The sequence below is a fragment of the Agrobacterium sp. 20P9.1.2 genome, from assembly GCF_057799395.1.
Genome location: NZ_JBYOKI010000003.1, coordinates 368453 through 395255, shown reverse-complemented (window position 1 = coordinate 395255; position 26803 = coordinate 368453). Strand labels below are relative to the sequence as shown.

Sequence of the window (26803 nt, the reverse complement as noted above, 5' to 3'; positions counted from 1 at the left end):
CGCCACGTTGCGCGTTCTATCGATGTGAGGAAACGGCGGATCAAGAAAAGACAGAAGACCGCCGCTTCATCTGGTGTTTCAGTGTCGGGTTGCCCAAGAACGACTGTGCCGTTCCTGCCCGATGCCTTCGAGCGGAGTATTGCGTATGCATGAAGCTGGCCTGACCGTTCTGGTCGTAGACGATGAACCGATCCTGAGATTCACTCTTGCCGATGCGCTGGAAGAAGCGGGTTATACCGTGCTTGAAGCATCCAACGTTCTGGAGGCCGTGGCCGTCATCGGCAAGGTGCCCCAGATTTCTGCTGTCATCACCGACATCGATATGCCCGGCGGCCTGTCGGGTCTGGATTTGGTGCGCATGCTCGAAACCTGCCAAGAGCATATTTCGATTATTGTCACCTCCGGGGGACATGCGCCGGACGCGCTGGATTTGCCGTCCGACGTTCGCTTCTTCAGCAAGCCATACCATTTCGATGATATCTTCTTTGCGCTCCGTGCTGCCATCTCCAGCAAGGCAAAGTCCAAAAAGAAGCGTAGCGTCCGCGTTGCGGGATTGCAGTTCACACATCCCTGAACGCAAAAACGCCGGAGTTTCCTCCGGCGTTCGATGAGATCAAGGCGCTTTATCAGGCCGCGCGCAACAAGACCAAGCTACGGCCTTCGGCGGTGTAAGTCTCGCCATTGGCAATGGCGTTGCTTGGTGCATCTGGGTCTGCGGTCGTCAGCTCCGTCATCCAGCCGTGATCGGCATCCGGCAGTTTGAACTCCACTGCGCCATCATGCGGATTGAACAGAACCAGCACGTCCTGCCAACCATCTGCCTCGTCCTGATCATCGCGCGTCAGACGAAGACCGAGCGAGGTGCAGCCGAGATCGTCCCATTGTTCCTGCGTCTGTTCCCCGCCACCCGGGTTCAGCCATGTGGCGTGGGTGCTGTCGCGCCAGCTTTCGCGTCTGAGGATCGAATGGGACTGTCGCAATTCGATCAGGCGCGATGTGAAGCTGCGCAGGGCTTCAGCGCTTTCCGGCAGGTTTTCCCAGTGAACCCAGCTGACTTCGCTGTCCTGGCAATAGCCGTTATTGTTGCCCATCTGACTGCGACCGAATTCATCGCCCGCCAACAGCATCGGCGTGCCGTGTGAGAGAAGAAGGGTGGCAAGGAAGTTGCGCTTTTGCCGTTCGCGAACGGCGTTGATGTCCTGATCGTCCGTCGGACCTTCGACACCATAGTTGAAGCTGCGGTTGTCGCCATGGCCGTCCTTGTTGTCTTCGCCATTCGCGTCATTGTGCTTCTCGTTGTAGGACACGAGGTCGTTCAGCGTGAAGCCGTCATGGGCGGTGATGAAGTTGACGCTCGACCACGGTCTGCGGCCACGAAGGTCGTAGACATCGCTTGAGCCGAGGACGCGGGCGGCAAAATCACCAGCGGTGCCGTCTTCGTCCTTCCAGTATTCACGCACCGTATCGCGGTACTTGTCGTTCCATTCCGCCCAGCCCGGAGGAAAGCCGCCGACCTGATAGCCACCGGGGCCGATATCCCAAGGCTCGCCAACCAGTTTCAGCTTGGAAAGAACCGGGTCCTGACCCACGGCATCGAAGAATCCGCCTCGCTGGTCGAAACCTTCAGGCTCGCGACCGAGAATAGTGCCGAGATCGAAGCGAAAGCCATCGATATGCATGTCTTCGGCCCAGTAACGTAGCGAATCCGTCACCAGTTGCAGAACGCGCGGATGCGAGGTGTTGACGGTGTTACCGGTGCCGGTGTCGTTTATGTAGTAGCGCGGATCGTCAGGCATGGTGCGATAATAGGAGAAATTGTCGATACCCTTGAAGGAAAGGGTCGGTCCCAGCTCGTTGCCTTCGGCGGTGTGGTTATAGACCACGTCGAGAATGACCTCGATGCCGCCATCGTGGAATGCCCTGACCATATCGCGGAAGCCAGCCATGCCTTTCGGGCCATAGTAGCGCGATGCGGGGGAGAAGAAGCCGAGGGAATTGTAGCCCCAGAAATTCTTCAGCCCTTTTTCCAACAGATGCGAGTCATCCGGGAAGGAATGGATCGGCAACAGTTCGACGGAGGTTACACCGAGGCTCTTGATGTAATCGACGATCTGCTTGTCGCCGAGACCCTCATAGGTTCCGCGCAGGTTTTCCGGCACGCCGGGGTGTAGCTGAGTAAAGCCCTTGACGTGCGTTTCGTAGAAAATCGTCTTCGACCAGGAAACGTTGGGCTTCTTGTCGTTGGCCCAGTCATAATCATTGGGATCGATCACGCGGCACTTCGGCATCTTGCCGGCGCTGTCGCTCTCATCGAAGGAAAGGTCCTTGTCTTCGGCGTCCAGCTTGTAGCCGAACTGCTCGGTACCCCATTCGATATCACCTACCAGTTCACGGGCGTATGGATCGACCAGCAGCTTGTTGGGATTGAAGCGATGTCCCTTTTCCGGGTCGTAGGCGCCGTGCACGCGATAGCCATAGAGCGCGCCGGGCTTCAGGCCGGGAATGTAGCCGTGCCAGATTTCATTGGTGAATTCCGGCAGCGTGATGCGCTCGATCTCGTTTTTTCCGCTCTCATCGAAGAGGCACAATTCGACCCGTTCGGCATGGGCGCTGAAGATTGCGAAGTTGACACCATCACCATCGAAATTGGCGCCAAGGCGGGTGAAGTCGCCGGGCAAAATGCTGGAACCGAACTGGGCCATAGATATCCTCTTAGCTGATTGGGGCAGTGGGAAATGTGGTGGCCTGTCATTTGTTCCGCAGCGCAAAAAAATGGCTCGCGAGATCCAAGTCTTGCGAGCCATTCATTTCGTCTTACGCGCTGCTTTTACTTGGAAACAGTCTGCATGCGCTTGTTGTCCGTCGTTGGCCATCCGATATCCTTCAATGTGTCTGCAGGCAGGGCTTCAAGGGCACGCAGGTTCTGTCTGCGGCGCCATAATGCGTGCAGTGCAAGGCCTGTTTCGACAAGGCGGGATAACCAGTGGAACGACTGCAGCGAAACCCGTGAGGGCCGCCTGCCGTGGGTGGTGATCATGGTCATGTCGTATCTCCTTTCATGCTCCATGTTCGGTTTCAGACGATAGTGATATGCGCTCAGTGCGATCATCAATCAATTGAATGATTGTCATGTCATCCATGATTAATTGTGATGCTTTTCAGCGCCACCGTCTGGCTTGGATTTGAGAATGAGACATTGTTGACATTCAATCAAACGAAATGATATCGTCTTATTGATCAGAAAAATTGAAGGCATCCGCCATGACAGTTTCCTTCCGCCAACCGCTGCCTTTGTTGGACAACGACATCCTGCGCACCTTCGTCGCGATTGCTGAAACCGGCAATTTCTCCACCGCCGCCGAGGTCGTGTTTCGAACGCCGTCGGCGGTGTCCATGCAGATCAAGAAGCTAGAGGAGCAGTTGAAGACGACGCTGTTCCTGCGCGATGCGCGCTCGGTCACACTGACCGCTCATGGCGAGACGCTGTTGACCTATGCGCGCCGTATGATCGCCCTGTCCAACGAGGCCGTGTCGCGTTTCGTGATGCCGGAACTGTCCGGCGTCGTCAGGCTCGGTGCGCCGGAAGACATCGGTGAGCGTGGGCTGCTGCCCGGCATTCTCAAGCGGTTTGCGGAGGCCTTTCCGGCCATCATGGTGGATGTGACCATCGATTCCAGCTCGCAGCTTTACAAGCGCATGGATGAGCATCGGCTCGATCTGGCGCTGGTCAATTGCGCGTCGCTGCCTATGCGCAATACCGGCGAGGTGCTGATGCGCGAGCGGCTGGTGTGGACGGGCGCGAAATGCGGCACGGCCCATCTGCGTGATCCCCTACCGATTTCAATCTGGGAAGACGGCTGCATCTGGCGCTCGGAAGCCATCAATTCGCTGGAAAAGCAAAATCGCCGTTTCCGCGTCGCTTATCTCAGCGGCCACACCATGGCTCAGAAGGCGGCCATCGAGGCCGATCTTGCGATCGCACCTTTGCCGCGTTCCTACGTGCAGAACGACATGGTCATCCTCAGCGAAAAGGATGGGCTGCCGGAGCTTGGTTGCTTCGATATTCGCCTCATTCTGGCGGATAAGCCGTCGCGTCCGGTTCAGGCGGTGGCCGACAGTATTCGGAACGCTTTCCGCGATGTGGCGCAGCCGCTTTGAGATCGATAACTTATTTTTGAACGACTGCGGAACCTGTTTTAATTTCCCGCGTTCTATGTGCGCAATTTAGATCATCGTCTGCATTATTGACGCAGACACAAGGGGAGTTTCCACGCATGTCGACACGTTTCTTCGCAAGCATTGCTGCTGTTTTTATCGCTCTCATTTCCCTCAGCTCTTGCGGTAACACGATCCGCGGCGTCGGCAAGGATGTGGCAGGCACCGTAGACGGCACGCAGGCTGCCGGACGAAGCGTAGATCGCGCAGCGCGCCACTAAACGACATATTTGGCATCTGCCAAGACCAAAAGAAGCTGGCGAATTTTTCGCCGGCTTTTTTGTTATCACGAGATTTTCGTGCTGGCGTTCGTGAAAACAGCGCGCTGTGAAATGTGAGCCATATTCTCGTCGTCCTCCGGCAGTTTATCGTGCCAGATAGAATCTCGCTGATTCACGAGGACCGATGAGAAAATTCATTCGATATCTGCTGCCGTTTTTGTTTTCCACCGCAGCCAATGCGTCGGAACTGCCGAGCTATTGTCAGGCGCTCGACCATATGGGCGGCCGCTATACGGTGTGCAGTTTCGATCCGAAGAAAAACGATATCAGGCTTTATCAGTGGGATTATATTGCCGGAAAGCCTTACGGCTCCTTCGAGGCGCTTTCCACGTCTCTCTGGCGCCAGCACAGCTTCGTCATCTTTGCCATGAATGGCGGCATGTATCACCGCGATCTGTCGCCGGTGGGACTGCATATAGAGAACGGCGTGGAAAAGAATGCCATCAGCACCGGCGGCGGGTGGGGCAATTTCCACATGCAGCCCAATGGCGTCTTCTTTCTGAAGGGCCAGACGGCAGGCGTGCTGGAAACCAGCGCTTATCTCAACGCTAATCTCAAGCCGGATTTGGCCACGCAATCAGGTCCGATGCTGGTAATAGACGGCGAATTACATCCGCGCTTTTTACCGCAGAGCGACAGCCTCAACACCCGCAACGGTGTCGGCGTCTCGGATGACGGTGTCGTGCATTTTGCAATCTCGGAAAATGCGGTGCGCTTTTACGATTTCGCCACGCTGTTCCGCGACCGGCTGCATGTGAAGAATGCGCTTTATCTGGATGGCAGCATTTCCAGCGTGGATATTCCCGCCGCCAAACGCCGCGACTCCTGGCACCCCATGGGGCCAATCATCGCGGTGGTCGAGCGTGTGCCGGATTAAAGCAGGCGATCCTTAGATCGGTGCTTTCGGATAGGCCTTTTCCAGACCGCCGGACTTCATCAGGCCGTTGCGAAATGCGCTGAAGGCCGCGTGCTGGCTGCTCTTCGAGACTTCATGCAGCCGGATCTGCATGCGGGCCGGGGCATGTTCGCCAAACCACTCACCGCATTTCTCCAGCTTCAGCGTGTTGAGAAACCGTGCCTGCGACTGTTGATCCAGAAACAGATGCAGTCCTTCCAGCAGGTTTTCGTCTTGAAGGGCGTTTTCCAGCAGCAGTGTCAGCCAGGACTGATCCTCGGCATTCAAGGATGCGATCTTGGTCGCGACCGTTTCGCGGTCAGGGAAGGAAGAAGCATTTGCCTGCATGATATCTCACCGCTCTAGCGTGTTGGTTTTCGCCCGATAATGCAGATGCGAGACACGTTCAAGACGGTGAAAAGCCCGTCTACCAAAAACTGTGAAATTGCGGGTGTTTATACACATCTCAGCCACTTATGGTGAACCAAATCTAACCACGTTTACACTTTGGTCCAAATTGAGACGGAGCCTGTGGATAGCCTGTCCCGATATGGTCATCTAACCTATTGTTTTTTATTGCACCTATGCAAGCAGTGAATGGCAGGTGGGCGAATACGCCTTGCTTTAGCCGTTTTTAGCAATTGCCTTTGTCACGAGTTTTTAATAAATGGTTCACCCACTGGGCCGACGGAAGAGCGGCCTGGAGAGTGAACACGCTGGAGTAATCATGGAAGAAACCGCACAGAAATCCTGCTGGGCTGTAACAATACGCGCTCTTGCAGGCTTTGCCGCTTTTCTCGCTTTGACATACATTTTTGGCAGCCCGTAAAAATCTCTCTTAAAAGTTTTCAGATATGGCAGCACGGTTTCCCCAAGAAACCGTGCTGTTTTCATTTGCGCCTGAAATATGCCCAGAAAAGCCTTTGCCGCATGTCGCAGTCGGCGTAATTCATGCCCATATTTGATATGGCGCATTTGCGCCTTTCAGATAAACTGGCGCCATAAGTCTATACATAGGGCAGGATACACATGTTTCTTTCGGTCTTCGACGTCTTCAAGATCGGTATCGGACCTTCCAGTTCGCACACGATGGGACCGATGTCCGCGGCGAACCGCTTTCTCGAAACCATCCTGTCGGACGAATGGCCACGGCCTTCCGGTGCTGCGGTTTCGGCCATCAAGGTCAGCCTGCATGGCTCGCTTGCTTTTACCGGCATTGGCCACGGCTCTGGCCGTGCGGTTATCCTCGGTTTGACGGGCGAGCGCCCTGACCGTGTCGATCCCGATGCGATGGACGGCCTTGTTGCCGATGTCGAAGCCTCGGGCCGCGTGACACCTCCGGGCCATCCGACGTACATTTTCCGCCCCGCAGAAGATTTGATTTTCGACAAGAAGAACCCGCTGCCGGGCCATGCCAATGGCATGACCTTCTCTGCTTATGACAATCAGGGACGCATGCTGCTCAAGCGCATCTATTATTCTGTCGGCGGCGGTTTTGTCGTGACGGATACCGAGCTTGAGGCGATGAAACAGCGCGGCAAGACTGTGGATAACGGGCCGAAGGTTCCTTATCCCTTCGCCAGCGCCAAGCAGATGCTGGAGATGGCAAACAGTTCTGGCCGCACCATTTCGCAAATGAAGCGCGCCAATGAAGAAACCGTCATGTCACGGCAGGAACTGGATGACCGGTTGGACCAGATTTGGGATGCGATGAATGGCTGCATCGAGCGTGGACTGAAAGGCGAGGGTATCATGCCCGGTGGCCTCAAGGTCAAACGCCGTGCGCGCTCCATACATGACAAGCTGAATGCCGAATGGCGCAGCAACCGGCTCAACCCGGTTCTGGCGAATGACTGGCTGAGCGTTTACGCCATGGCCGTGAACGAAGAAAATGCTTCTGGCGGCCGTGTCGTGACCGCGCCTACCAATGGTGCGGCGGGCGTCGTGCCTGCCACCGTTCGTTATTTCCGCCACTTCCATGAGGATGCGTCGGTTGACGATATCAGGGACTTCCTGCTGACGGCGGCAGCCATTGGCGGCATCATCAAGCACAATGCCTCCATCTCCGGCGCTGAAGTCGGCTGTCAGGGCGAAGTCGGATCTGCTGCTGCCATGGCGGCGGCGGGTCTTGCCGCTGTGATGGGCGGTTCCCCGGCACAGGTGGAAAACGCGGCTGAAATCGCGCTCGAACACCACCTCGGCATGACCTGCGATCCCATCGCCGGTCTGGTGCAGGTGCCTTGCATCGAGCGGAATGCTCTTGGTGCCGTGAAGGCCGTTACCGCAGCGTCGCTGGCGCTGAAGGGCGATGGTGAGCATTTCGTGCCGCTCGATGCCTGTATCGAAACCATGCGCCAGACCGGCAACGACATGAGCGAGAAATACAAGGAAACCTCCACCGGCGGTCTTGCCGTGAATGTGGTGGAGTGTTGAACAGCGCAACTTATCCACGCTTGACGGACGAGCCAAAACGGCCTTGATAGCGCCATGGCTCTTCATCTTATCAAGCTTTGTGTTGGCGCTGACTCCATCGAGGATTTGCGCGAGTGGGTTTCCAACCGGTGCCTGACCGCCATTGCGGCAGGGCTGGAGCCGCACAGTGTGCACACCACGCGCATGTTTCCCAAGCGGACGGAAGAGTTGCTGGATGGCGGCTCGCTCTATTGGGTCATCAAAGGCCAGGTGCAGGCCCGCCAGTCGCTTCTCGATATCCGCTCGTTCAAAGGTGAAGACGGCATCAGCCGCTGCGATCTGGTGCTTGGGCCGGAGGTCATCGAAACCTCGCCTGCGCCCAAGAGACCGTTTCAGGGATGGCGTTACCTGAACGCGGAAGAAGCCCCGCGTGATCTTGGTGGCAACGGCCTGTCCGACGACATGCCATCAGACCTTCGCCGCGAACTCGCCGAACTTGGCCTGCTCTAACCAGCAAAATTCCAGACAAAAAAAGAGCCGGTTCCGGGGCAACGGAACCGGCCCGTGGCACGGTCAACATCGGGGACGGGGTGACCTGACCGGCCAATAACTCGGTAGAGAGGGGCGGGGGAGACGCCGCCCGCCTGATTATTCCTTGATACCTGCGACGGCGCTGACGTTACGGCCATCCTGAATTTTGACCCAGCGACCCGGATTGGCGCTGTCCTGACGCTTGAGGTAGGTATATTCAGTCTCGGACCAGTCCATGACCTTGTTGCGAAGGTTGTCGAGAATGAAGTCGCCGCGGTCGGTACGCACGGTCAGAACCGCGTGGCCGGAACCGTTTGGCTGAAGAACGACCGTGATCAGCAGGTCGGATGGCGAGATGCCCTTGTTCATCAGCATCTTGCGCTTCAGCAGAACATAGTCCTCGCAATCGCCGACCGTGGTCGGGTAGGCCCAGCGCTCTTCAACGCCGTAGATTTCCATGTCCGTCATGGGCGTGATCGTGGTGTTGACCGTGTAGTTCACGTCCAGGATCATCTTCCAGTTTTCTTCCGTCAGTCTCAGAGGGCCACGGTCGCCGGATGTCGGCTGGCATTCGCTCTGATAGGTCTGGCAGAATTCGTAGTGACCAATCGGTGGATTGGCTTTACCCATGATGCGCATGGCTGCTGCTGGAGATGCTTCTGCTTGGCCCGCAAATGCACCTGCGATCATTGCTGCAATCATAAATCCGAAACGGCTGATGTTTTTCATTTCTTGTCTCCCCGTTGTGAGGAGAAGAATGCCATCGATATTTTGAGCGGCGGCAAATAACGGCGCTCAAATTCGAGGTAAAATTTAGGAAAAACAACGCTTTATTTGATTTTGTTTTGATCTGTATTTGAAGAAAATTTGATTAGAATTTTATCGTTTCGATTATGATTTCTCGGGGCTTTAGGTATTCAAGTTTCTGTTTTTAATTGGTTATGTCGGCGATCTGGTTAATGCGTGAGGCCGCTTTTGGTGGATGAGTGCTCGTTTAAACTATTCTTTGACTATACTTAAGTCTGTCGAAACTGACTTGCAGTAGCTCAAACTCAACTACTGGATGCCAAAATCTATTTAAGGTTGCGCAGAATTGACGTTTTTAGGCCGATTTTTTTCGTCATTTTTCTGAAATTTCTTCGTTTTCCCAAGATGGCACAGGTTTTTTCTGTGATTTTTCTGCGGGAGACGAGCAAAACGGAGGAGCGAGCAGTGCCCGAGGTGAATTTCAGGCACAAAAAAACCGGCTAACGCGAGGCGCTGCCGGTTGTTGCTGGCGAAGCCAGAATGACGGTATCAGAGGAACTCGATCAGTGCGTCGCGAGACTGCACGGCATCGAACTCGATGGCCACGCCTTCCATGAAGTGACGCACGATGCGACCGGCCATGTTGCCGAGACGCACATTGCTGCCCATGGCAGGGCGGATTTCGGTTTCGACGGCTGCGCCCGATAGCGACAAGTCGATGATGCGGCATGGCACGATATTGCCATCGCTCAACATCAAATCGGCGCGTGGATTGCGTGGCGTCAGACGGTCATGGCGGCGGTCTTCGGGAAGGCCGAGCGCGTGACGCTTGGCAATCCAGGCCAGCTGTGCGGCCAGCTTTTCACGCTTGCGCTCCGTCGCCATGATGGCGATGGTGAAGCCATCGGCGGTCAGCGCTTTGACGACGCCTTCGACACGACCGATATGCTGCAGATAGGCAATGATGCGGTCGCCATTTCTGGGGCGCACGAAGCAGGTGATGCGGGCTGTTTCCGCTGTCATTTCATGTGCTGCGCAATCATACTCATCCTGCGATGGCACCATCAATCTGCCGCTCAAAGCTACGGGCAAAACCTCCGCGGGAGGTGTCTCCACGGAACGAGCGGCAAAAGCGACGGTGGTCGAGCGAGATGAGAACATGGGCGGCACAATAAAGAGGAATAATCGCTCTTCTTTACAGCGCCCGAGTTAACAGACCGTTCCGCGGAAAGCTGCGAATATTCACACTTGATCTCATAACGATACGTGCGATGCCGATGGACGGTTTGTCGCTATTCCATTGACCGCATCATCGCAAGGTTCTTCCAGCAACTGACTGCGTGTCAGTGCCAGCGGCTTGAAGGGCTGGCCGAAATCCGCAAGCGGTGGATCGGAGACGAGAGCGCCCAGAAGCCGCGGCGGAAAATGCGGCTCGGCCTCCAGCGGCAGAAGCAGCATTTCGAATTCCTGCGCGGCATGGCCGCTCTCGCTTTCCGACCATAGATCGAAGATGACGGGACGTTCATGCTGCATCACCCCATGGGCGATGCGACAGGCATAATGGGATGCATCCGGCTGCCAGATCATCGAAAAAGCCGTGTCGCGCAGCTCGCAGCCGAAAAGATTGTAGAGCCGCGTTCCCGTCAAGCGAAATACTGGCGCGTCTTCGCCGGTGTCAGTCAGCACGAAAAGGTCGGGCAGGACTTGGCGAATATGCGAGGGATCGATCTCGCTGCGCAATGGGGCGGCGCGGTTGCCGCGTAAATCATTCCAGTAGGAGTAAATCTCCAGGCTTGCGTTTGTCTTCATGACACGGTCTCCGAGCCCGCAGGGGATCTGTGTCATTTCGATACAGAGCCACGTTCATTTGCGGTGCTTAAAGATATCCATGCGATTTCCATGCCACGCGCTTGCGCAATGACAATCCGTAAGGGCCTGTTAAGTTGCAGCAGCAGTCACGTCTCGGCGCTTCTTTTTCCCGCAACGTTACTATATTGCTCACAGCATACATGCGGAACGCGACGGGAAGGAAAGCTTGCTTATGACGCACAATGAAGGCGGATCGCCGGAAGCCGAAGAGAAAGCCCGTCCCGAGGTCGCGCAGAAATCGCCGGTTTTCAACCTGCCTGGCGCACTTGTTGCCGTTCTCGGCTTCATGATCGCGGTGCACCTCGTCGCGACCTATGTGCTCTCAGACGATGGTTATGGCTGGTTTATCTTCACTTTCGGCTTCATTCCGCTGCGTTACGCCACGGCTCTTTCCGAGCAGGGGCTGGAATGGCTTTGGACGCCCGTTACCTACTCGTTTTTGCATGGTGGCATCGAACATATCCTGTTTAACGGTCTGTGGCTTATGGCCTTTGGCGCGCCGGTGCTGCGTCGAATCGGGACGATGCGTTTCACTTTGCTCTGGTGCATTTCAGCCGCCGTTGCCGCATTCGGCCATGCATTCCTGCATTGGGGCGATGTCACGGTGCTGATCGGCGCGTCCGGCGTGGTCTCCGCACTCATGGGTGCGGCCTGCCGCTTTGTCTTTCCATCGCAGGGTGGTCGTTATCATCCCGCCGTGGGGCATCTTCTGCCACGCCAGAGCATTCTTCAATCCCTGTCGAACCGCACCGTTCTCATCTTCACGCTGATGTGGCTGCTGGGCAATGTGCTGATTGCCTTCGGCATTCCGCTGGTGGGTGATGTGGGCGGTGAAGTGGCGTGGGACGCGCATATTTTCGGCTTCCTGCTGGGCTTTCTGTTCTTCGCACTCTTCGACCGCAACCCCGCTGAGCGCCGGTAGGTTCTCGCGAAGCTACTCAATCGATTGAAGTATTTGAGCGGTCGGAAACATATTGCTTTCCGCTGAGCGCTGGCGCACCATTGCCTTCCAGATTGATCGCGCGCCCGTGGAGGAGACATGGCGCGGGATCAAAAGACCAGTCTGACACGGAGGGAAATATGCCGATATTTGTGAAAGAACTGCTCGACCTCAAGGGCCGCGATGTCGTAACCGTCGGGCCTGATATGTCGCTGGGAGATGCTGCAATAACCCTGCACGAAAACCGCATCGGTGCTGTTGTCGTGACTGATGACAAGGGCACCATTCTCGGCATCTTTACCGAACGCGATCTCGTCAAAGCCATCGCGGCGCAAGCAGCCGCCGCCCTGCAGGCCAAAGTGTCTGACGTCATGACCAAGAATGTCACTCGCTGTCACGAGGGTTCCAGCACGGATGATCTGATGGAACTCATGACCGGCGGTCGCTTCCGCCACCTGCCGGTGGAAGCAGATGGCCGTCTGGTCGGCATCATCTCAATTGGTGACGTGGTGAAGGCCCGCATCAGCGAGGTCGAGGCGGAAGCGGAGCATATCAAGGCTTATATTGCGGGGTAGGGTTGCCACTGACGTGGCGGAACGATTACGCCTCAAACACCTGCTGCATCCGCTGCAATTCCGGAATCCGCGATCGGGTTTCCTCATATCCGCGCTCGATGGATTCCGCCGCGCGGTGGAATTCCGACAGGCCGATGTGGTTGATGCGAGGGTGCAGCGTCAAATCCGGCGGGTCGCCTGCGAGGCGTGAGCGGGAAATTCTGTCCTGAATGATGTTGAAAGCCTGCACCATCACACCCGGAAGTCCAACGCGTGAGGATGCTTCCGTTGGAGCTTTGGCTGTCGTGTCGAGGCTAGCGGTGCCAGCGCCATGCTTGACCACGGCGGAGCGCCCAAAAATATCGTAGTTGAGGTTTACGGCCACCACCAGCGCCTGTTCATAGGCACGGCAGACGGAGACGGGAACGGGGTTGACCAGCGCGCCATCGATCAGGGTTCTGCCGTTGCAGCGCACGGGTTCGAAAATGCCGGGCAGGGCGTAGGAAGAGCGCAGCGCCGTGATCAGATCCCCCTGATGTACCCATACCTCATGGCCGGTTTTGAGTTCGGTCGCGACGGCGATGAAGGGGTGTTCTAGGTCTTCGATATTGAGGCCGACGAGGTGTTCCTGCATGCGCTTGGTCAGCCGCATGCCGCCGAACAGTCCACCGCCGCCAATCGTCAGGTCCAGCAGACCGGCAATGCGGCGCATAGTGAGCGAGCGGGCGAAATCTTCGAGTTCATCCAGCTTGCCAGCGAGATAGCAACCGCCGACCAGAGCACCGATGGAGGTGCCCGCGATCATGCCAATCTTGACGCCTGCCTCATCCAGCGCACGCAACACGCCGATGTGAGCCCATCCACGGGCAGCACCGCCGCCCAGCGCCAACGCAATTCGGTTCGAAGCGATTTTCGGCATGGGAGATGGCGCCTGCTGTTCGACCTTTTCCAAAGCCGTTGCCGTCGCCGGATTTTCGCGGTTCAGTCCCCAACCCAACATTCTTCTGCTCCCAAGTGCTATGCGGACATTCAAGGAGACATTTCGCCTTTTTAAGGCGCGCTCCGCTCCAAGGTGTCAGTCGACCTCCCGACCCCTGTCATATTGGTAGCAAAAGGATAAAGAACCGGAAAGATCAGTCTTTCGGGTGTGAGTGCCCGGCATCCACGCCATAGGTCTCGGCAGGATCGAAATGTCTGACGTCGTCGGTAATCATCGTCACTGCCTTGCCGTCTTCAAGCGAGACGGTGCGGTAGAAGCAGGAGCGACGCCCGGTGTGGCAGGTCGCATCATAGCCCGCCACCGATACTTTGAGCCAGATGGCATCCTGATCGCAATCGGTGCGCATTTCCCGCACGGTCTGGAGATTGCCGGAGGTTTCGCCCTTCTTCCAAATCTTGTCGCGCGAGCGGCTGTAATAATGCGCAATGCCTGTTTCCAGCGTCAGCGACAGCGCCTGCGCATTCATATGCGCGACCATCAATAACTCGCCGTCCTTGATGTCGGTGACAACAGCCGTGACGAGGCCGTGCGCATCGAATTTGGGCGTAAACAGACCGGCAGATTCAAGCTCTTCCTTGTCCGCAGGGACGGGCGGAAATGTCGAAGACATGGAAACCTCTGATGAGAACGGGCAAAGCACTGCCGTGGCTAAAATCAAAAAGGGCGGCTAGCGCCGCCCTGTCAGACCGGTCTGATCTCAGCGATTGTAGACCATGGTCATGAAGCGGGCCTGCTGGGCAGGCTCCGACTTGAAGGTGCCGGAGAAGCTGGTGGTCAACGTGGTGGAACCCTGCTTCTGCACACCGCGCATGGACATGCACATGTGTTCGGCATCGATCATCACGGCCACGCCGCGCGGCTTCAGCGTCGTTTCGATGGCCTGCGAAATCTGCGCCGTCATGGTTTCCTGCGTTTGCAGTCGGCGACCGTAGATTTCGACCACGCGGGCGATCTTGGATAGGCCCAGAACGCGGCCAGCCGGCAGGTAGGCAACATGCGCCTTGCCGACGATCGGCACCATGTGGTGTTCGCAATGGGAGTAGAATGGAATGTCACGCACGAGAATGATGTCGTCATAGCCGCCGACTTCCTCGAACGTCGTGCCGAGAACGTCGCTGGCATTCAGCTCGTATCCGCCGAAGAGTTCGCGGTAGGATTTGGCAACGCGTTTGGGCGTATCGAGCAGGCCTTCGCGCTCGGGATTGTCACCCGCCCAGCGAAGCAGGACGCGCACGGCGTCTTCGGCTTCAGCCTGCGTAGGGCGCTGGTCTGCTGCACCGTTGGGTGTGCCTGCACCGGGGAAATTCTTCACGATTGCATCCATCTCTTGGGTCTCCCGATGCGGTTGAAATGCCGCATCTGAACTTGGTTACGGCATGACTTATAAAGATGCCGCGCCTGCTATCTGGTTGTTTTCAGGCAATTTGGCAAGTCTGTCATCACTTTTTCAACGCGCCATGATTAAATTTGCCGCACCTTGATGACGTTGGTGTCTCATAACATATAATGGTGACACCGCGCAGAAACGCCTTACCAACTGATAGCGCCATGTTTGAAAAATCAATCCTGTGCGAATGGACGAGCCAATGGACGATATCTACAACAACCGTATTTTGGAATTCGCTGGCAACATTCCCCTGACCGGCGCCATGCCTGATGCGGATGCAAGCGCGCAAAAACATTCCAAGCTCTGCGGCTCCAAGGTCAAGGTTTACGTCAAGCTGGCCGATGGCTTGGTCACGGATTTCTCCCACGAGGTGCGCGCCTGCGCGCTTGGTCAAGCCTCGTCCTCCATCATGGCCCATCATGTCATTGGTGCGACCACCGACGAAGTGCGTCAGGCACGCTCCGACATGCTGGCCATGCTGACGACAGGCGGCGAGGGGCCGGAAGGACGCTTCGAGGACATGCGCATTCTCAAGCCCGTCAAGGATTACAAGGCCCGCCACGCCTCCACCATGCTGACCTTCGATGCCATCTGCGACTGTCTCGACCAGATCGAGGCCGACCAGCCGCTTTCGGCTTGAGCCGTGTGCAACGACCCGAACTGCCAGCACGAAGAGAGGCCAAGGCCGAGCAACCGCTCCCGTAACTGGTCCGGCCCGTTTCGCAAGACACCGGGACGTCTTCTGGGCATGGGCTTCATCCGCTTTTACCAACTGGTCCTTTCCGGCTTCATCGGCAATTCCTGCCGCCACATTCCCACCTGTTCAGAATATGGCTATGAGGCTTTTGCCCGGCATGGTTTCTGGGCAGGTGGCTGGCTGACCCTGTTTCGCGTCGCACGCTGCGGACCGGGTGGCACCAGCGGGCTTGATCCGGTCGTGGAAAAGCTGGACGCACGACAGAAGTGGTATTTGCCATGGCGGTATTTTCGTTCGCATTACCCCCAGCAATGAGCCTTTACCCATGCGGCGAACACGTTTAAATAGCCGCGTCAAATAAGTAAGCATTTACTTATCACCACACATGAAAACCACCCGCATTCGTTGGCGGGACTGGACAGGAGATTATAATGTCTGAAGCCGTTTCCCTTACATTTCCCGACGGCTCCGTTCGCCAGTATGCCCCCGGCACGACTGGACGCGATGTTGCCGAATCCATTTCCAAGTCGCTTGCAAAGAAAGCCGTCGCGATTGCGCTGGATGGCACTGTGCGCGACCTTTCCGACACCATCGTCGATGGCAAGATCGAGATCGTCACCCGTGACGACAGCAGAGCGCTTGAGCTGATCCGCCACGATGCCGCCCACGTCATGGCCGAAGCCGTGCAGGAATTGTGGCCCGGCACGCAGGTCACCATCGGCCCGGTCATCGAAAACGGTTTCTATTACGATTTCGCCAAGAACGAGCCCTTCACGCCGGAAGATCTGCCGAAGATCGAAAAGAAGATGAAGGAGATCATCGGTCGGTCCAAGCCGTTCACGCGCGAAATCTGGTCGCGCGAAAAAGCCAAGGAAGTTTTTGCCGCCAAGGGTGAGAGCTACAAGGTCGAACTCGTGGATGCCATTCCCGAGGGGCAGGACCTTAAGATTTATTATCAGGGCGATTGGTTCGACCTTTGCCGTGGCCCGCACATGGCCAACACCGGACAGATCGGCACGGCCTTCAAGCTGATGAAGGTTGCCGGTGCCTATTGGCGTGGTGATAGCAATAACCCGATGCTGACCCGCATCTACGGCACCGCATGGGCCACACAGGAAGAACTCGACCAGTATCTGCACATTCTGGCCGAAGCCGAAAAGCGCGATCACCGTAAGCTCGGCCGCGAAATGGACCTGTTCCATTTTCAGGAAGAGGGTCCGGGCGTGGTCTTCTGGCACGGCAAGGGCTGGCGCATGTTCCAGACCTTGACCAGCTATATGCGCCGTCAGTTGGAAGGCACCTATCAGGAAGTCAACGCGCCGCAGGTGCTGGACGCTTCGCTATGGGAAACTTCCGGTCACTGGGGCTGGTATCAGGAAAACATGTTCGCCGTGAAATCGGCCTATGCGTTTACCCACCCCAAGGACGAGGAAGCGGATAACCGCGTTTTCGCCTTGAAGCCGATGAACTGCCCCGGCCACGTTCAAATCTTCAAGCACGGGTTGAAGTCTTACCGAGAACTGCCTGTTCGCCTTGCGGAATTCGGCAACGTTCACCGCTACGAAGCTTCCGGCGCGCTGCATGGCCTGATGCGCGTTCGCGGCTTTACGCAGGACGATGCGCACGTCTTCTGCACGGAAGAGCAGATGGCGGCGGAATGCTTGCGCATCAACGACCTCATCCTGTCGGTTTACAAGGACTTCGGCTTCGACGAAATCGTCGTCAAGCTGTCTACACGCCCTGAAAAGCGCGTCGGTTCCGACGACGTCTGGGATCGCGCCGAAAGCGTCATGACCGATGTTTTGAAGTCCATCGAAGACCAGTCCGAAGGCCGCATCAAGACCGACATTCTGCCGGGTGAGGGCGCGTTCTATGGTCCGAAGTTTGAGTACACGCTGAAAGACGCTATCGGTCGTGAATGGCAGTGCGGCACCACGCAGGTGGACTTCAACCTGCCGGAACGCTTCGGTGCCTTCTACATCGATCAGGCCTCCGAAAAGCGTCAGCCAGTCATGATTCACCGCGCCATCTGCGGCTCGATGGAACGCTTCCTCGGCATTCTTATCGAGAACTTCGCCGGTCACATGCCGCTTTGGTTCGCCCCCCTGCAGGTCGTCGTCGCCACCATTACATCGGATGCTGACGATTACGGTCGCGAAGTGGCGGAAGCCCTGCGTGACGCAGGCCTTCTGGTCGAAACCGATTTCCGCAACGAGAAGATCAACTACAAGGTCCGCGAACACTCGGTCACCAAGGTCCCGGTCATCATCGTCTGCGGCAAGAAGGAAGCCGAAGAACGCACCGTCAACATCCGCCGCCTCGGCTCGCAGGCCCAGACATCCTACGCGCTGGATGAGGCGATTGCGAACTTGGTGGATGAAGCAACACCACCGGATGTGAAGCGCAAGCGTGCGGCGAAGGCTGCCAAGGCGAAAGCTGCTTAACGTCTTCAGGCGGTGTCAGAGTTGACGTGCTAATCAATCACCCTCGGAATGCATCCGGGGGTGATTTTTTTATGGCTCCTGAAGTTCAATTGTATTACAATGAAATACAGATTTCAGGAGGATTGAATGACAAAGCAAGCTCTTTCCAATCCCATCACGCTACGCATTCCGCAGGAAGTTTTGGCCGAAATTGAAGCAATCGCCGAAACCACTGAAAGGTCTCGCAGCTGGATAATCGTCCGCGCTCTCAAGACATATCTGCTGAACGAAGGTGCCGACATTCTCGCGGTCCGGCAGGGGCGCAATGAAATTGATGATGGCGATTACGAAAACATCGACGATGTCATCGATGATCTGAAAAGAGTCTCGTCCGAAAAGGCTGCCTGATGCGCGTCATTATTTCGCGTTCGGCAGCGACATACCTGCGAAACGAAGTTCAGTATCTAAAAAGCAAAAGTCGCGCTGCCGCTGCGCGTTTTACGAATGCCTTTATCGATGCGCGGAGCAATCTGGAAAGCTTTCCAGATATTGGCAAGGAAAGCGAAGAGCTTGCCGTTCCTGGGTACAGGACCTGGGTGTTCGGTGATTATCTGATGGACTATGTGCGAAAACCCGATGTCATGGAGATCGTTGCAATAAGGCACGGTCGGATGCGACCTCTGACGCCTACATTGGATCCGGACGAAGATTTTGAATAGATGTGACTGGCGTCACTCAAAATCCCCAGTCGTCTCTTCCGGTGCCTGATCCTTCATCAGCACTTCGACATCCGAGTCCTGGCCACCAGCGACCTTGAATGTGCGCTGGTAGACCTTGTCCTTGTTACGGGCGATGGCCGTGTATTCGCCATCAGCCAGCACCATCGTTGAAAACGCGCTGACGCTTTCGTTGACGATGTCGCCGGAGCCGGTCAGGACCGACCAGGCGGTGTCGGCAATGGCTTCGCCGCCATGTTCGGACACGAGTTTGAGCGTGACCTGCGCCGCATGGTGCTGAAGCGTCGCTTCCGTCAGCTTGCCTGCTTCCACCTGTATATCGGCGCGCACGACGGCGTTGATGCCGCCATATTCGGATACGACGTGGTAGGTGCCTGCATTGAGGCGGATGACCGTGTTGGGCTTGACGTCTGACATGACAAGACGGCGCTCGCCATCTTCCTGCGTGTCGGAGGAGTAGACCGAGAACTTAAGCTGGTTGGGCGAGATGCGCTTGTCGGTGCCGGCCACGGCGTTCAAAACGAAGCCGCCAGCATCGAGGATCAGCACCTGTTTGTCGATTTTGCCGCTGGTCGGTATGTTCAGCTTCTTGGTCACGCCTGCGCGACCGAAGGAGACGTTGACGAAATATTCACCGGGAGAAAGATGGAACTCTGCCGAGCCGCCATCCGAGCTTGCCAGCATGGGCAGCTTGCCGTCCGAACCGGGAATGGGGCTGAACACGCGCCACGCCAGGCCTTCCATCATCGGCTCGCCATCATTGGTGAGTTTGGCTTCCATCACGACATCGCGGGATTTTGTTTCCTGCACATCGGGAGCGATGGGGGCGCTAAAGGCGTTCAGCTTGGGCATTTTCGGCGTGCCGCCGAGCTGCTTGAATTCCTTGAAGGCATCCTGCGAGAAGGCAACGCCATGCGGCACGACACTGGAAACCAGCGCCACGCAAAGGCCAGCCGCAAATTTGATGGACGTCATTTCTCTCAACCGGATTGACTTCTTGTTTTTCTGGGACCACTTCAAACGCAATGCCGTGGCTATTTCAAGGCCCTTAATTTCATATGTACGACAATGGAACGGTTCTGACATGAAAGACAATATCAAGCTCATCGATTATCTGAATGTACGCCGCTCGACACCGGCGCTGCAACTGGCCGAACCGGGCCCGGACCGCGCAGAAATCGAGGAGATATTGCGTCTGACGGTGCGCGTACCCGACCACGGAAAGATCGCGCCATGGCGCTTCATCGTTTATCGGGGCGAAGAGCGCAAGCGGCTGGGCGAGGCGAGTTTGAAGCGCGCGCTGGAAAAAACACCGCAGCTTGGCCCGGACCAGCAGGAGGTGGAACGTACGCGCTTTACCCGCGCACCCGTTGTCATTGCAGTCGTCAGCACGGCGGCACCGCATGTCAAAATCCCGGAATGGGAACAGGTCATGTCTGCAGGTGCGGTTTGCCTCAATATGCTGTTCGCAGCCAACGCTAATGGCTACGCCGCCAACTGGCTGACGGAGTGGGTGTCCTACGACGAAGCCCTCTGGCCCGACCTCGGTCTCAAGGCGGGTGAGAAAGTGGCTGGCTTCATCCATATCGGTTCGACGACATTCCCCGCTGTGGAACGTCCGCGCCCGGAGCTTGCCGATGTCGTGTCATGGATGGGTGAAGCCTGATGTTTTACGCCACGGACAGCAATCTTCACGGCCTGCCGCATGATCCCTTCAAGGCCATCGTCGCGCCGCGCCCCATCGGCTGGATCGGCTCGAAGGGCAGGGACGGTTCGCTCAATCTCTCGCCCTATTCCTTCTTCAACGCCGTTTCCGATACGCCCAAGCTGGTGATGTTCTCATCCAGCGGCCAGAAGGACAGCCTGCGCAATGTGCAGGAAAACGGCGTTTTCACCGCAAGCCTCGTCAGCCGCCATCTGGTGGAGAAAATGAATGCGTCATCCGCCCCGGTTGCCTATGACGTCAATGAGTTCGATATCGCCGGGCTCACTGCACAGCCGGGCGAACTGGTAGATGCACCCTTTGTGGCGGAAGCCTATGCGGCGCTGGAATGCCGCGTCACTCAGATCATCCGCCCTGTGGATGTGGATGGTGTGGAGGCGCAAAGCTGGGTCGTGTTCGGGCAGGTCGTCGGCATCCATCTGGATGAAGCTGTCATTGAAGACGGTCGCATCGATATGGCCCGCGCCCGTCCTATCGCGCGCATGGGTTACCGCGATTATTGCGACGGCGGCGTGGATGTCTTCCAGCTGGCAAGGCCGGGTGCACGCTGATCCTGACGTACCCAAGCGGTTAATTTATATGGTGAACCAAACGTAAACCTTTTGCCCCTAGTGTCGCCGATGGGTGGCAGGGGCAAAGACTCGCATGTGAGTCGGTCCCCGCCGAAACAGTCGGTATTGTCTGTTGTTGGGGCGCGCAGGGTGATCCTAAAAGCATTTCTTCGTTGGTCTGAAAAGGCCGGATCGAGCGACCGGTCCAAGGCGGCTACCGCGCTGGCGCAGGCCTATTTGCAATCCTCCCTGCCGCAGGACCGTCACGATAGCGCCTATGACGCGATGACCTATCTGCTGGACGATCCATCGCCCAAAGTGCGTCTTGCGCTCGCCGAAACGCTTGCCTTTTCGACGGAAGCGCCGCGCGCCATCATTTTCTGCCTGGCGCAGGATCAGCCCGAAATCGCCTGCCTCGTCATCATCCATTCGCCTGTGTTGCGGGAAACCGATCTGGTTGATCTCGTCGGTAATGGCACCGCGATCACCCGCGCCATGATCGCCGCTCGTCCCGCGCTGGAAGCTGGCGCCTGCGCTGCCCTCGCCGAAATCGGTGAGTTTCTGGAGCTTTCGGTGCTGCTCGAAAACCGAAGCGCCTGCATTACACCTTTCACCTTGCGACGTGTTGCCGAGCGTTTCGCTGATGATGCGGAAATCCGTGATCTTCTGTTACAGCGGGATGATTTGCCAGCAGACGTGCGCTACGCCATCGTCGGGCATATCGGCGCCGCACTGGCGACATCCCATCTCGTTTGTTACGCCATGACACCCATGCGCGCTCACGGCGTCATTCGCGAAGCCTATGAAGCGGCCACGGTGGTAATCGCCGGTGATGTTACCGCGGAAGCCATGCCGATGCTGGTCGAACATCTGCGCGAAAGAGGCGATTTGACGCCCGCTTTTCTGATGAACACACTCTGCTCCGGCAAACTGGATTTCTTCGCGCAGGCCATTTCCAATCTCTCCGGTCTGGCCGAACGGCAGGTCCGCTCCATCCTCGCAACCGGACGGCATCACGCCTTGAAGGCGCTGTTCCATTCCGCCGGTCTGTTCGGCGCAGTGCTGGATATCTTCATGGAAGCAACGCTGCTGTGGCGGGATGTTGTGGAGACGCCTTACTCAAACCCCGTGGCTGATCTGTCATCGGGCCTGCTGGCAAAATTCGCCCATGTCGATGGTGACGCAACGATGCGCGAGCTTCTGCATATGGTCGAAAAGTTGCAAATGTCGCAGCACAGACAGCGCGCTCGTTCTCTGGCTAGCGACCTTGTTGCGGAAGCCGCTTAACCGTCATCGTAGCCCACCGTCACCCGCATCGAGCGCGGGATGACGGAGACGAGGGTGCTGAGCCGCCCAAAACATCTGGCGACCGTAATCTCACTTCGTAAAACGCCGGGCGATCCAAGAATAGCTGTCTTCCACCATACGCACCGGCTTGCCCAGCACTTCCTTCACGCCTTCGGTGGAGGGCAAAATTCTGCGCACGCGGGTTATGGCGCGTTGCGTCAGCGTCTGCTCTTCCTGTGCTTCCAGAGCGGGTGTCGTGGCCGCTGTATCCGGTGTCTGGCTGTCGGTCTTGGCCGTTTCGGTCTGCGGCGTTTCCGGTGTCTGGCAGACCGCAACGACGACGGGATAGGATGCGTTGGCGAAATTGCCCAGCTGCTTTTCCGATTCGGCATCGCATAGTTCGATGCTCGTCCAGCGCTGTTGCAGCGTGGCGATATGCTGGCAATCGGTTGCGGAGTCATCGCAGCCGAGAATGGTCATCAAAACAAGCGCTGTTCTCATTGTCGCTCTGTTGCCTCTGGCAGGGGAAGTGTCTTACAAGCCGCAATGATCTAGCGGAATTGCATTCTTATTGCGACGCGGAACTCCGCATTCACAAAATAAACGGGAACAAGCATGCCAGTCTCCATCACCCTTGAAAGCCCACGCCAGCCCGAGATCATTCGTCTTCTGGAGATGTCGGATGCCTATGCTGCTTCGCTTTATCCACCGGAAAGCAACCATCTGGTCGATATCACCACGCTGGAAAAGCCGAATGTTTCTTTCTTCGTGGCTCGCAATGATGGAGCGATCGTCGGCTGCTGCGCGCTTGTTGAGGCGGGTGATGGCACGGCGGAAATCAAGCGCATGTTCGTTGATCCGCAGGCCCGTGGCCTGAAAATCGGCAGGTTGATGCTTGAGGCCTTGGTGGAGTTTGGGCGGCAGCATGGCGTCACAGCCATTCGTCTGGAAACCGGCATCAGTCAACCGGAAGCCATCGGTCTGTACCATAAGGCGGGTTTTGTGGATATCGAACCCTTTCCACCTTACAAGCCAGACCCGCTCAGCCTGTTCATGGAACTCAAGCTCTGAGTTCTGAAACAACTGTTTCCTAGGAGGCGGTTTTTCGAAGCGGTGGAGGTGCGTCGATCTCCACCTCTGCTTCGATTGTCTCCGCTTCGGCTTCTGCTGCTGACAGTTCGACTTCACGCACCCATTCGCGCCACACGGCGACCAGCAGTGCCATCAGCACCGGGCCAATGAACAGACCAAGGAAGCCCATCGTCTTCACACCACCAACCAGACCGAAGAAGGTTGGAAGGAAGGGAAGCTTGATCGGCCCGCCAACGAGGCGTGGACGAATGGTCTTGTCGACGATGAAGAGTTCCACCGAGCCCCAGGCAAACAAAGCGATGCCTGCGCCGACAGAGCCGCTGGCAACCAGATAGACCGACACCAGCGTGAAGGACAGCGGCGCGCCACCGGGAATGAGGGCCATGACGCCGGTCAAGACGCCAAGCGTGACGGGTGAGGGCACGCCTGCGATCCAGTACGCGATACCAAGAATGATGCCTTCACCGATGGCGATCAGTGTCATGCCTGTGACGGTGGAGCTGATGGTGGCCGGAACGACGCGCGAGATACGCTCCCAGCGCGTAGGCAGAATACGTTCGCCCACCAGATCGATCTGCCGTGCAAAGGCAACGCCGTTGCGGTAGACGAAGAACAGCGCGATCAGCATGAACAGTAGCGTGAGAATCAGGTGGAACGCGCCGTTTCCGGCGGCGACAATGGCGCGGTAGATATTGCCGATATTGGCGCCGCTGACCAGTTGAATGACTTCACCGATGGCGCCGGGCGTGCCGATGTAGCGCACCCATTGCTCGCTCATCCAGGCGCCGACGCCGGGCAGGGCGGCGATCCAGTCTGGCACGGGCGCGCCGACCTTGTTGACTTCTACAGCCCAGCCAAACCATTCACGGATTTCGCTGCCCGTGTAGGAAGCGGCAATGAAAATGGGGACGATGAGGAAGGCGATGATGAGAAGCAGCGCGACCGTTGCGCCAACCGTGTTGTTGCCTCCAACACGGCGCAGCAATTCACGATAAACGGGCCAGCTTGCAAAGCCGATGACGAGTGCGGCAAGCACCGGCACGAGGAAGCCGTAGAAGAAGTAGATTCCGGCAGCGACAATCAGAACCAGAAGCCAGCGGGCCGCGGAAATGGACGGCACGAGTGCGGTGCGTGCATGCGTGGCAGGGCCGAGCCAACGGGGCTCACTGGTCTTGCGTGGATTGTCAACCTTACTCAAAATCGCGTCTCTTTCGCATTCCCCGAACAGTTTGCAGTCTGCCATCATTTGGTAGACAGATTACAACATATTCTGCCAGCATTTAGTTTTTATATTGTTCGCACATCTTATTGGACGATTTTGGTAAAAATAACGCAACGCGCCTTGGCCTCTTTACACAAATATGAGAGTTGAAGGCGAATTTTACAATCGCGACGGCGGTAACGCTGTTATGGACACGATCATGCTTGCCCGTTTCTTCGCCTATTATCGTCCTTATCGTGGTCTGTTCATTCTGGACTTTTCCTGCGCTGTGCTTTCCGGCCTGCTGGAGCTTGGCTTTCCCATGGCGGTCAAGGCCTTCGTGGATGTGCTGCTGCCGGCTGGCGACTGGCCGGTCATCGTGCTGGCCTCCATCGGGCTTCTGGTGATCTACGTACTGAATACGGGGCTGATGGCGACCGTGACCTATTGGGGCCACATGCTCGGCATCAATATCGAAACCGATATGCGCCGCCGCGCCTTCGACCATTTGCAGAAACTGTCCTTCCGCTTTTTCGACAATCAGAAGACCGGGCATCTGGTTGGTCGGTTGACCAAGGATCTCGAGGAAATTGGCGAAGTGGCGCATCACGGGCCGGAAGACCTGTTCATCGCTATCATGACCTTCCTCGGTGCGTTCCTGCTGATGCTCTCCGTCAATGTGCCACTGGCACTGATCACCGCTGCCATCGTGCCTATCACCGCGTGGGTTACGAGCCGTTACGGCAGCCGCATGACCAATAATTTCCGCGCGCTTTATGGCCGTGTCGGCGCGTTCAATGCCCGCATAGAAGAGAATGTCGGCGGCATGCGCGTGGTGCAGGCTTTCGCCAATGAGGACCATGAGCGGGCGTTGTTCGAGGCGGACAACCAGCGCTACCGCCGCACGAAGCTCGATGCCTACAAGATCATGGCGGCAAGTACGTCACTCAGCTATATGAGCATGCGTCTTACGCAGATGATCATCATGATCTGCGGCGCCTGGTTCGTGCTGACGGGCGATCTGACCAGCGGTGGCTTCATCGGCTTCCTACTGCTCGTCAACGTCTTCTTCCGCCCGGTGGAAAAGATCAATTCCGTCATTGAAACCTACCCGAAGGGGATTGCCGGTTTTCGCCGCTTTACCGAGCTGATCGATACCGACCCGGATATTGCCGATGCGCCTGACGCCGTCGAGGCACCGGCTCTGCGCGGCGAGATCGCCTATGGCAATGTCAGCTTCGGTTATAGCGATGGCAAGCAGGTTCTGCGGAACATCGACCTGACCATCCGGGCAGGGGAAACGGTCGCCTTCGTTGGCCCTTCCGGGGCGGGTAAGACGACGCTTTGCTCGTTGCTGCCACGTTTCTACGAGGTTACGGGCGGTGCGATCAGCATCGATGGCATCGACATTCGCAAACTGACGCTGGCCTCTCTACGCAGCCAGATCGGCATCGTGCAGCAGGATGTGTTCCTGTTCGGCGGCACCATTCGCGAGAATATCGAATATGGCCGTCTGGGCGCCAGCGATGCCGACATCTGGGAAGCGGCGCGCCGCGCCCGGCTGGATAGCGTCATCAACGATATGCCTGAAGGCATGGATACGGTGATCGGGGAGCGCGGCGTCAAGCTTTCCGGTGGCCAGAAGCAGCGTATGGCAATTGCCCGCATGTTCCTCAAAAATCCACCGATTCTCATTCTGGACGAGGCGACATCGGCGCTCGACACGGAAACCGAGCGTGCCATTCAGGCGTCCCTGGCCGAACTCGCCAAGGGCCGCACGACGCTGGTCATAGCCCACCGTCTGGCTACCATTCGCGATGCCTCGCGCATTGTGGTGGTGGATGAAAGCGGTATCGTGGAGACCGGTAACCATCAGGAGCTTCTGAATTCCAAGGGCCCTTACAGCCGCCTTTACGAAGCTCAGTTTGGCGCACAGTTGCTGGTTTAAGGGTTTACTGGCGCTTCGATGCCGGGGTTCGGCTCCGGCTTGCCGGGATGCGAGGTGACGAGGTAGGTCACCCCGACGGCGCTGGCCGCGACGATCAGCGTGCCGATGACGATCAAGGTGAATGTCCACGGCTTCGACCGGCGTCGCGACCAGACGATGCGGCGACCGCGCACACGCTTCTTTTCCGGGTCATCGTGATATTCCGGTCCGAGATTTTCCGTGTTGGACATGGTTCCCTCCGAATTCCGATTTTCTGTTTAGGCCAACGCCTCAGTGCGAGAGAAGTTCAATCAGCGAACGCCTTGGCCGCTTG

General features: G+C 57.1%; 32 protein-coding genes. 18 read left to right on the top strand and 14 right to left on the bottom strand.

What is annotated here, in order from left to right; genetic code table 11:
- The first annotated feature begins 145 nt into the window (after positions 1–145).
- The gene (locus AC27VJ_RS11225; protein ID WP_353575951.1) at positions 146–574 is read left to right on the top strand and encodes a response regulator; all 429 of its coding nucleotides are present in this window, start codon (positions 146–148) and stop codon (positions 572–574) included.
- Between the two features lie 52 nt (positions 575–626).
- Here AC27VJ_RS11225 and glgX read toward each other — a convergent pair whose 3' ends face one another.
- Entirely contained in the window at positions 627–2702 is a 2076-nt protein-coding gene (gene glgX / locus AC27VJ_RS11220) for a glycogen debranching protein GlgX (protein ID WP_488684087.1), read from the bottom strand.
- A gap of 125 nt (positions 2703–2827) precedes the next feature.
- Complete coding sequence (locus AC27VJ_RS11215) at positions 2828–3043, bottom strand: hypothetical protein (RefSeq protein ID WP_488684086.1); 216 nt, start codon at positions 3041–3043, stop codon at positions 2828–2830.
- 218 nt (positions 3044–3261) lie between these two features.
- Here AC27VJ_RS11215 and AC27VJ_RS11210 point away from each other — a divergent pair, with 218 nt between their 5' ends.
- The 3 genes from AC27VJ_RS11210 to AC27VJ_RS11200 all read left to right on the top strand — a co-directional run bounded on the left by AC27VJ_RS11210 (position 3262) and on the right by AC27VJ_RS11200 (position 5373).
- The gene (locus AC27VJ_RS11210) at positions 3262–4158 is read left to right on the top strand and encodes a LysR family transcriptional regulator (protein WP_488684085.1); all 897 of its coding nucleotides are present in this window, start codon (positions 3262–3264) and stop codon (positions 4156–4158) included.
- A 116-nt stretch (positions 4159–4274) separates the two neighbouring features.
- Positions 4275–4436, top strand: coding sequence for an entericidin domain-containing protein (locus tag AC27VJ_RS11205; protein ID WP_488684084.1), 162 nt, complete (start codon positions 4275–4277; stop codon positions 4434–4436).
- A gap of 184 nt (positions 4437–4620) precedes the next feature.
- Positions 4621–5373, top strand: coding sequence for a phosphodiester glycosidase family protein (locus AC27VJ_RS11200; protein ID WP_113087717.1), 753 nt, complete (start codon positions 4621–4623; stop codon positions 5371–5373).
- A 12-nt stretch (positions 5374–5385) separates the two neighbouring features.
- Here AC27VJ_RS11200 and AC27VJ_RS11195 read toward each other — a convergent pair whose 3' ends face one another.
- Positions 5386–5739 (bottom strand): hypothetical protein, encoded by a 354-nt coding sequence (locus AC27VJ_RS11195; RefSeq protein ID WP_113087716.1) that lies wholly within the window; start codon positions 5737–5739, stop codon positions 5386–5388.
- 324 nt (positions 5740–6063) lie between these two features.
- A complete protein-coding gene (locus tag AC27VJ_RS11190; protein ID WP_488684083.1) occupies positions 6064–6366 on the bottom strand; it encodes a hypothetical protein in 303 nt (100 codons plus the stop codon).
- 54 nt (positions 6367–6420) lie between these two features.
- On the opposite strand from AC27VJ_RS11190, the gene AC27VJ_RS11185 reads away from it, so the two are divergent.
- Entirely contained in the window at positions 6421–7824 is a 1404-nt protein-coding gene (locus AC27VJ_RS11185) for an L-serine ammonia-lyase (RefSeq protein WP_113087715.1), read from the top strand.
- Positions 7825–7878: 54 nt separating this feature from the next.
- Positions 7879–8313, top strand: coding sequence for a DUF1489 family protein (locus tag AC27VJ_RS11180; protein ID WP_113087714.1), 435 nt, complete (start codon positions 7879–7881; stop codon positions 8311–8313).
- A 138-nt stretch (positions 8314–8451) separates the two neighbouring features.
- Here AC27VJ_RS11180 and AC27VJ_RS11175 read toward each other — a convergent pair whose 3' ends face one another.
- The 3 genes from AC27VJ_RS11175 to AC27VJ_RS11165 form a co-directional block, all read right to left on the bottom strand.
- Positions 8452–9063, bottom strand: coding sequence for a transglutaminase-like cysteine peptidase (locus AC27VJ_RS11175; RefSeq protein ID WP_113087713.1), 612 nt, complete (start codon positions 9061–9063; stop codon positions 8452–8454).
- A gap of 567 nt (positions 9064–9630) precedes the next feature.
- Positions 9631–10242: a PilZ domain-containing protein gene (locus AC27VJ_RS11170; protein ID WP_113087712.1), complete on the bottom strand. Its 612-nt coding sequence runs from the start codon at positions 10240–10242 to the stop codon at positions 9631–9633.
- A 93-nt stretch (positions 10243–10335) separates the two neighbouring features.
- Positions 10336–10890, bottom strand: a complete 555-nt coding sequence (locus AC27VJ_RS11165; RefSeq protein WP_488684082.1) for a PAS domain-containing protein — start codon at positions 10888–10890, stop codon at positions 10336–10338.
- A gap of 232 nt (positions 10891–11122) precedes the next feature.
- Here AC27VJ_RS11165 and AC27VJ_RS11160 point away from each other — a divergent pair, with 232 nt between their 5' ends.
- Together AC27VJ_RS11160 and AC27VJ_RS11155 are read left to right on the top strand one after the other, a co-directional pair.
- On the top strand, positions 11123–11872 hold the full coding sequence (locus AC27VJ_RS11160) for a rhomboid family intramembrane serine protease (protein ID WP_488684081.1): 750 nt from the start codon (positions 11123–11125) through the stop codon (positions 11870–11872).
- 158 nt (positions 11873–12030) lie between these two features.
- Positions 12031–12465: a CBS domain-containing protein gene (locus AC27VJ_RS11155; protein WP_488684080.1), complete on the top strand. Its 435-nt coding sequence runs from the start codon at positions 12031–12033 to the stop codon at positions 12463–12465.
- Between the two features lie 25 nt (positions 12466–12490).
- Here the strand turns inward: AC27VJ_RS11155 and AC27VJ_RS11150 are convergent, their stop codons facing one another.
- The 3 genes from AC27VJ_RS11150 to folE all read right to left on the bottom strand — a co-directional run bounded on the left by AC27VJ_RS11150 (position 12491) and on the right by folE (position 14768).
- Complete coding sequence (locus tag AC27VJ_RS11150; RefSeq protein WP_488684079.1) at positions 12491–13444, bottom strand: patatin-like phospholipase family protein; 954 nt, start codon at positions 13442–13444, stop codon at positions 12491–12493.
- A 133-nt stretch (positions 13445–13577) separates the two neighbouring features.
- On the bottom strand, positions 13578–14054 hold the full coding sequence (gene hisI / locus AC27VJ_RS11145; protein ID WP_488684078.1) for a phosphoribosyl-AMP cyclohydrolase: 477 nt from the start codon (positions 14052–14054) through the stop codon (positions 13578–13580).
- 87 nt (positions 14055–14141) lie between these two features.
- Positions 14142–14768 carry a GTP cyclohydrolase I FolE gene (gene folE / locus AC27VJ_RS11140; RefSeq protein ID WP_488684077.1) on the bottom strand — a complete coding sequence of 209 codons (627 nt, stop codon included), beginning with the start codon at positions 14766–14768 and terminating at the stop codon, positions 14142–14144.
- Positions 14769–15030: 262 nt separating this feature from the next.
- Between folE and AC27VJ_RS11135 the strand changes: the two genes are divergently transcribed.
- The 5 genes from AC27VJ_RS11135 to AC27VJ_RS11115 all read left to right on the top strand — a co-directional run bounded on the left by AC27VJ_RS11135 (position 15031) and on the right by AC27VJ_RS11115 (position 18670).
- Positions 15031–15471: an iron-sulfur cluster assembly scaffold protein gene (locus AC27VJ_RS11135; RefSeq protein ID WP_488684076.1), complete on the top strand. Its 441-nt coding sequence runs from the start codon at positions 15031–15033 to the stop codon at positions 15469–15471.
- 3 nt (positions 15472–15474) lie between these two features.
- The gene (yidD, locus tag AC27VJ_RS11130) at positions 15475–15843 is read left to right on the top strand and encodes a membrane protein insertion efficiency factor YidD (RefSeq protein ID WP_488684075.1); all 369 of its coding nucleotides are present in this window, start codon (positions 15475–15477) and stop codon (positions 15841–15843) included.
- 116 nt (positions 15844–15959) lie between these two features.
- Positions 15960–17972, top strand: a complete 2013-nt coding sequence (gene thrS / locus AC27VJ_RS11125) for a threonine--tRNA ligase (RefSeq protein WP_488684074.1) — start codon at positions 15960–15962, stop codon at positions 17970–17972.
- Between the two features lie 126 nt (positions 17973–18098).
- Positions 18099–18359 carry a CopG family ribbon-helix-helix protein gene (locus tag AC27VJ_RS11120; protein ID WP_488684073.1) on the top strand — a complete coding sequence of 87 codons (261 nt, stop codon included), beginning with the start codon at positions 18099–18101 and terminating at the stop codon, positions 18357–18359.
- Complete coding sequence (locus AC27VJ_RS11115; RefSeq protein WP_488684072.1) at positions 18359–18670, top strand: type II toxin-antitoxin system RelE/ParE family toxin; 312 nt, start codon at positions 18359–18361, stop codon at positions 18668–18670. The genes AC27VJ_RS11120 and AC27VJ_RS11115 overlap by 1 nt, the downstream gene beginning before the upstream one ends.
- A gap of 12 nt (positions 18671–18682) precedes the next feature.
- Here the strand turns inward: AC27VJ_RS11115 and AC27VJ_RS11110 are convergent, their stop codons facing one another.
- Positions 18683–19663: a hypothetical protein gene (locus AC27VJ_RS11110; RefSeq protein WP_488684070.1), complete on the bottom strand. Its 981-nt coding sequence runs from the start codon at positions 19661–19663 to the stop codon at positions 18683–18685.
- Between the two features lie 109 nt (positions 19664–19772).
- Here AC27VJ_RS11110 and AC27VJ_RS11105 point away from each other — a divergent pair, with 109 nt between their 5' ends.
- From AC27VJ_RS11105 to AC27VJ_RS11095, 3 genes are all read left to right on the top strand, one after another.
- Positions 19773–20354 (top strand): nitroreductase family protein, encoded by a 582-nt coding sequence (locus tag AC27VJ_RS11105; RefSeq protein WP_488684069.1) that lies wholly within the window; start codon positions 19773–19775, stop codon positions 20352–20354.
- On the top strand, positions 20354–20962 hold the full coding sequence (locus AC27VJ_RS11100; protein WP_488684068.1) for a flavin reductase family protein: 609 nt from the start codon (positions 20354–20356) through the stop codon (positions 20960–20962). The genes AC27VJ_RS11105 and AC27VJ_RS11100 overlap by 1 nt, the downstream gene beginning before the upstream one ends.
- 150 nt (positions 20963–21112) lie before the next feature.
- The gene (locus AC27VJ_RS11095; protein WP_488684067.1) at positions 21113–22249 is read left to right on the top strand and encodes a DUF2336 domain-containing protein; all 1137 of its coding nucleotides are present in this window, start codon (positions 21113–21115) and stop codon (positions 22247–22249) included.
- 90 nt (positions 22250–22339) lie between these two features.
- On the opposite strand, the gene AC27VJ_RS11090 is transcribed toward AC27VJ_RS11095, so the two are convergent.
- On the bottom strand, positions 22340–22750 hold the full coding sequence (locus AC27VJ_RS11090; protein ID WP_488684066.1) for a hypothetical protein: 411 nt from the start codon (positions 22748–22750) through the stop codon (positions 22340–22342).
- 114 nt (positions 22751–22864) lie between these two features.
- On the opposite strand from AC27VJ_RS11090, the gene AC27VJ_RS11085 reads away from it, so the two are divergent.
- Positions 22865–23320, top strand: a complete 456-nt coding sequence (locus AC27VJ_RS11085) for a GNAT family N-acetyltransferase (RefSeq protein ID WP_488684065.1) — start codon at positions 22865–22867, stop codon at positions 23318–23320.
- A 19-nt stretch (positions 23321–23339) separates the two neighbouring features.
- Here the strand turns inward: AC27VJ_RS11085 and AC27VJ_RS11080 are convergent, their stop codons facing one another.
- The gene (locus AC27VJ_RS11080; RefSeq protein ID WP_488684064.1) at positions 23340–24539 is read right to left on the bottom strand and encodes an AI-2E family transporter; all 1200 of its coding nucleotides are present in this window, start codon (positions 24537–24539) and stop codon (positions 23340–23342) included.
- Positions 24540–24762: 223 nt separating this feature from the next.
- On the opposite strand from AC27VJ_RS11080, the gene AC27VJ_RS11075 reads away from it, so the two are divergent.
- On the top strand, positions 24763–26490 hold the full coding sequence (locus AC27VJ_RS11075) for an ABC transporter ATP-binding protein (protein ID WP_488684063.1): 1728 nt from the start codon (positions 24763–24765) through the stop codon (positions 26488–26490).
- On the opposite strand, the gene AC27VJ_RS11070 is transcribed toward AC27VJ_RS11075, so the two are convergent.
- The gene (locus tag AC27VJ_RS11070) at positions 26487–26720 is read right to left on the bottom strand and encodes a hypothetical protein (RefSeq protein ID WP_488684062.1); all 234 of its coding nucleotides are present in this window, start codon (positions 26718–26720) and stop codon (positions 26487–26489) included. The genes AC27VJ_RS11075 and AC27VJ_RS11070 overlap by 4 nt on opposite strands.
- Between the last annotated feature and the right edge of the window lie 83 nt (positions 26721–26803).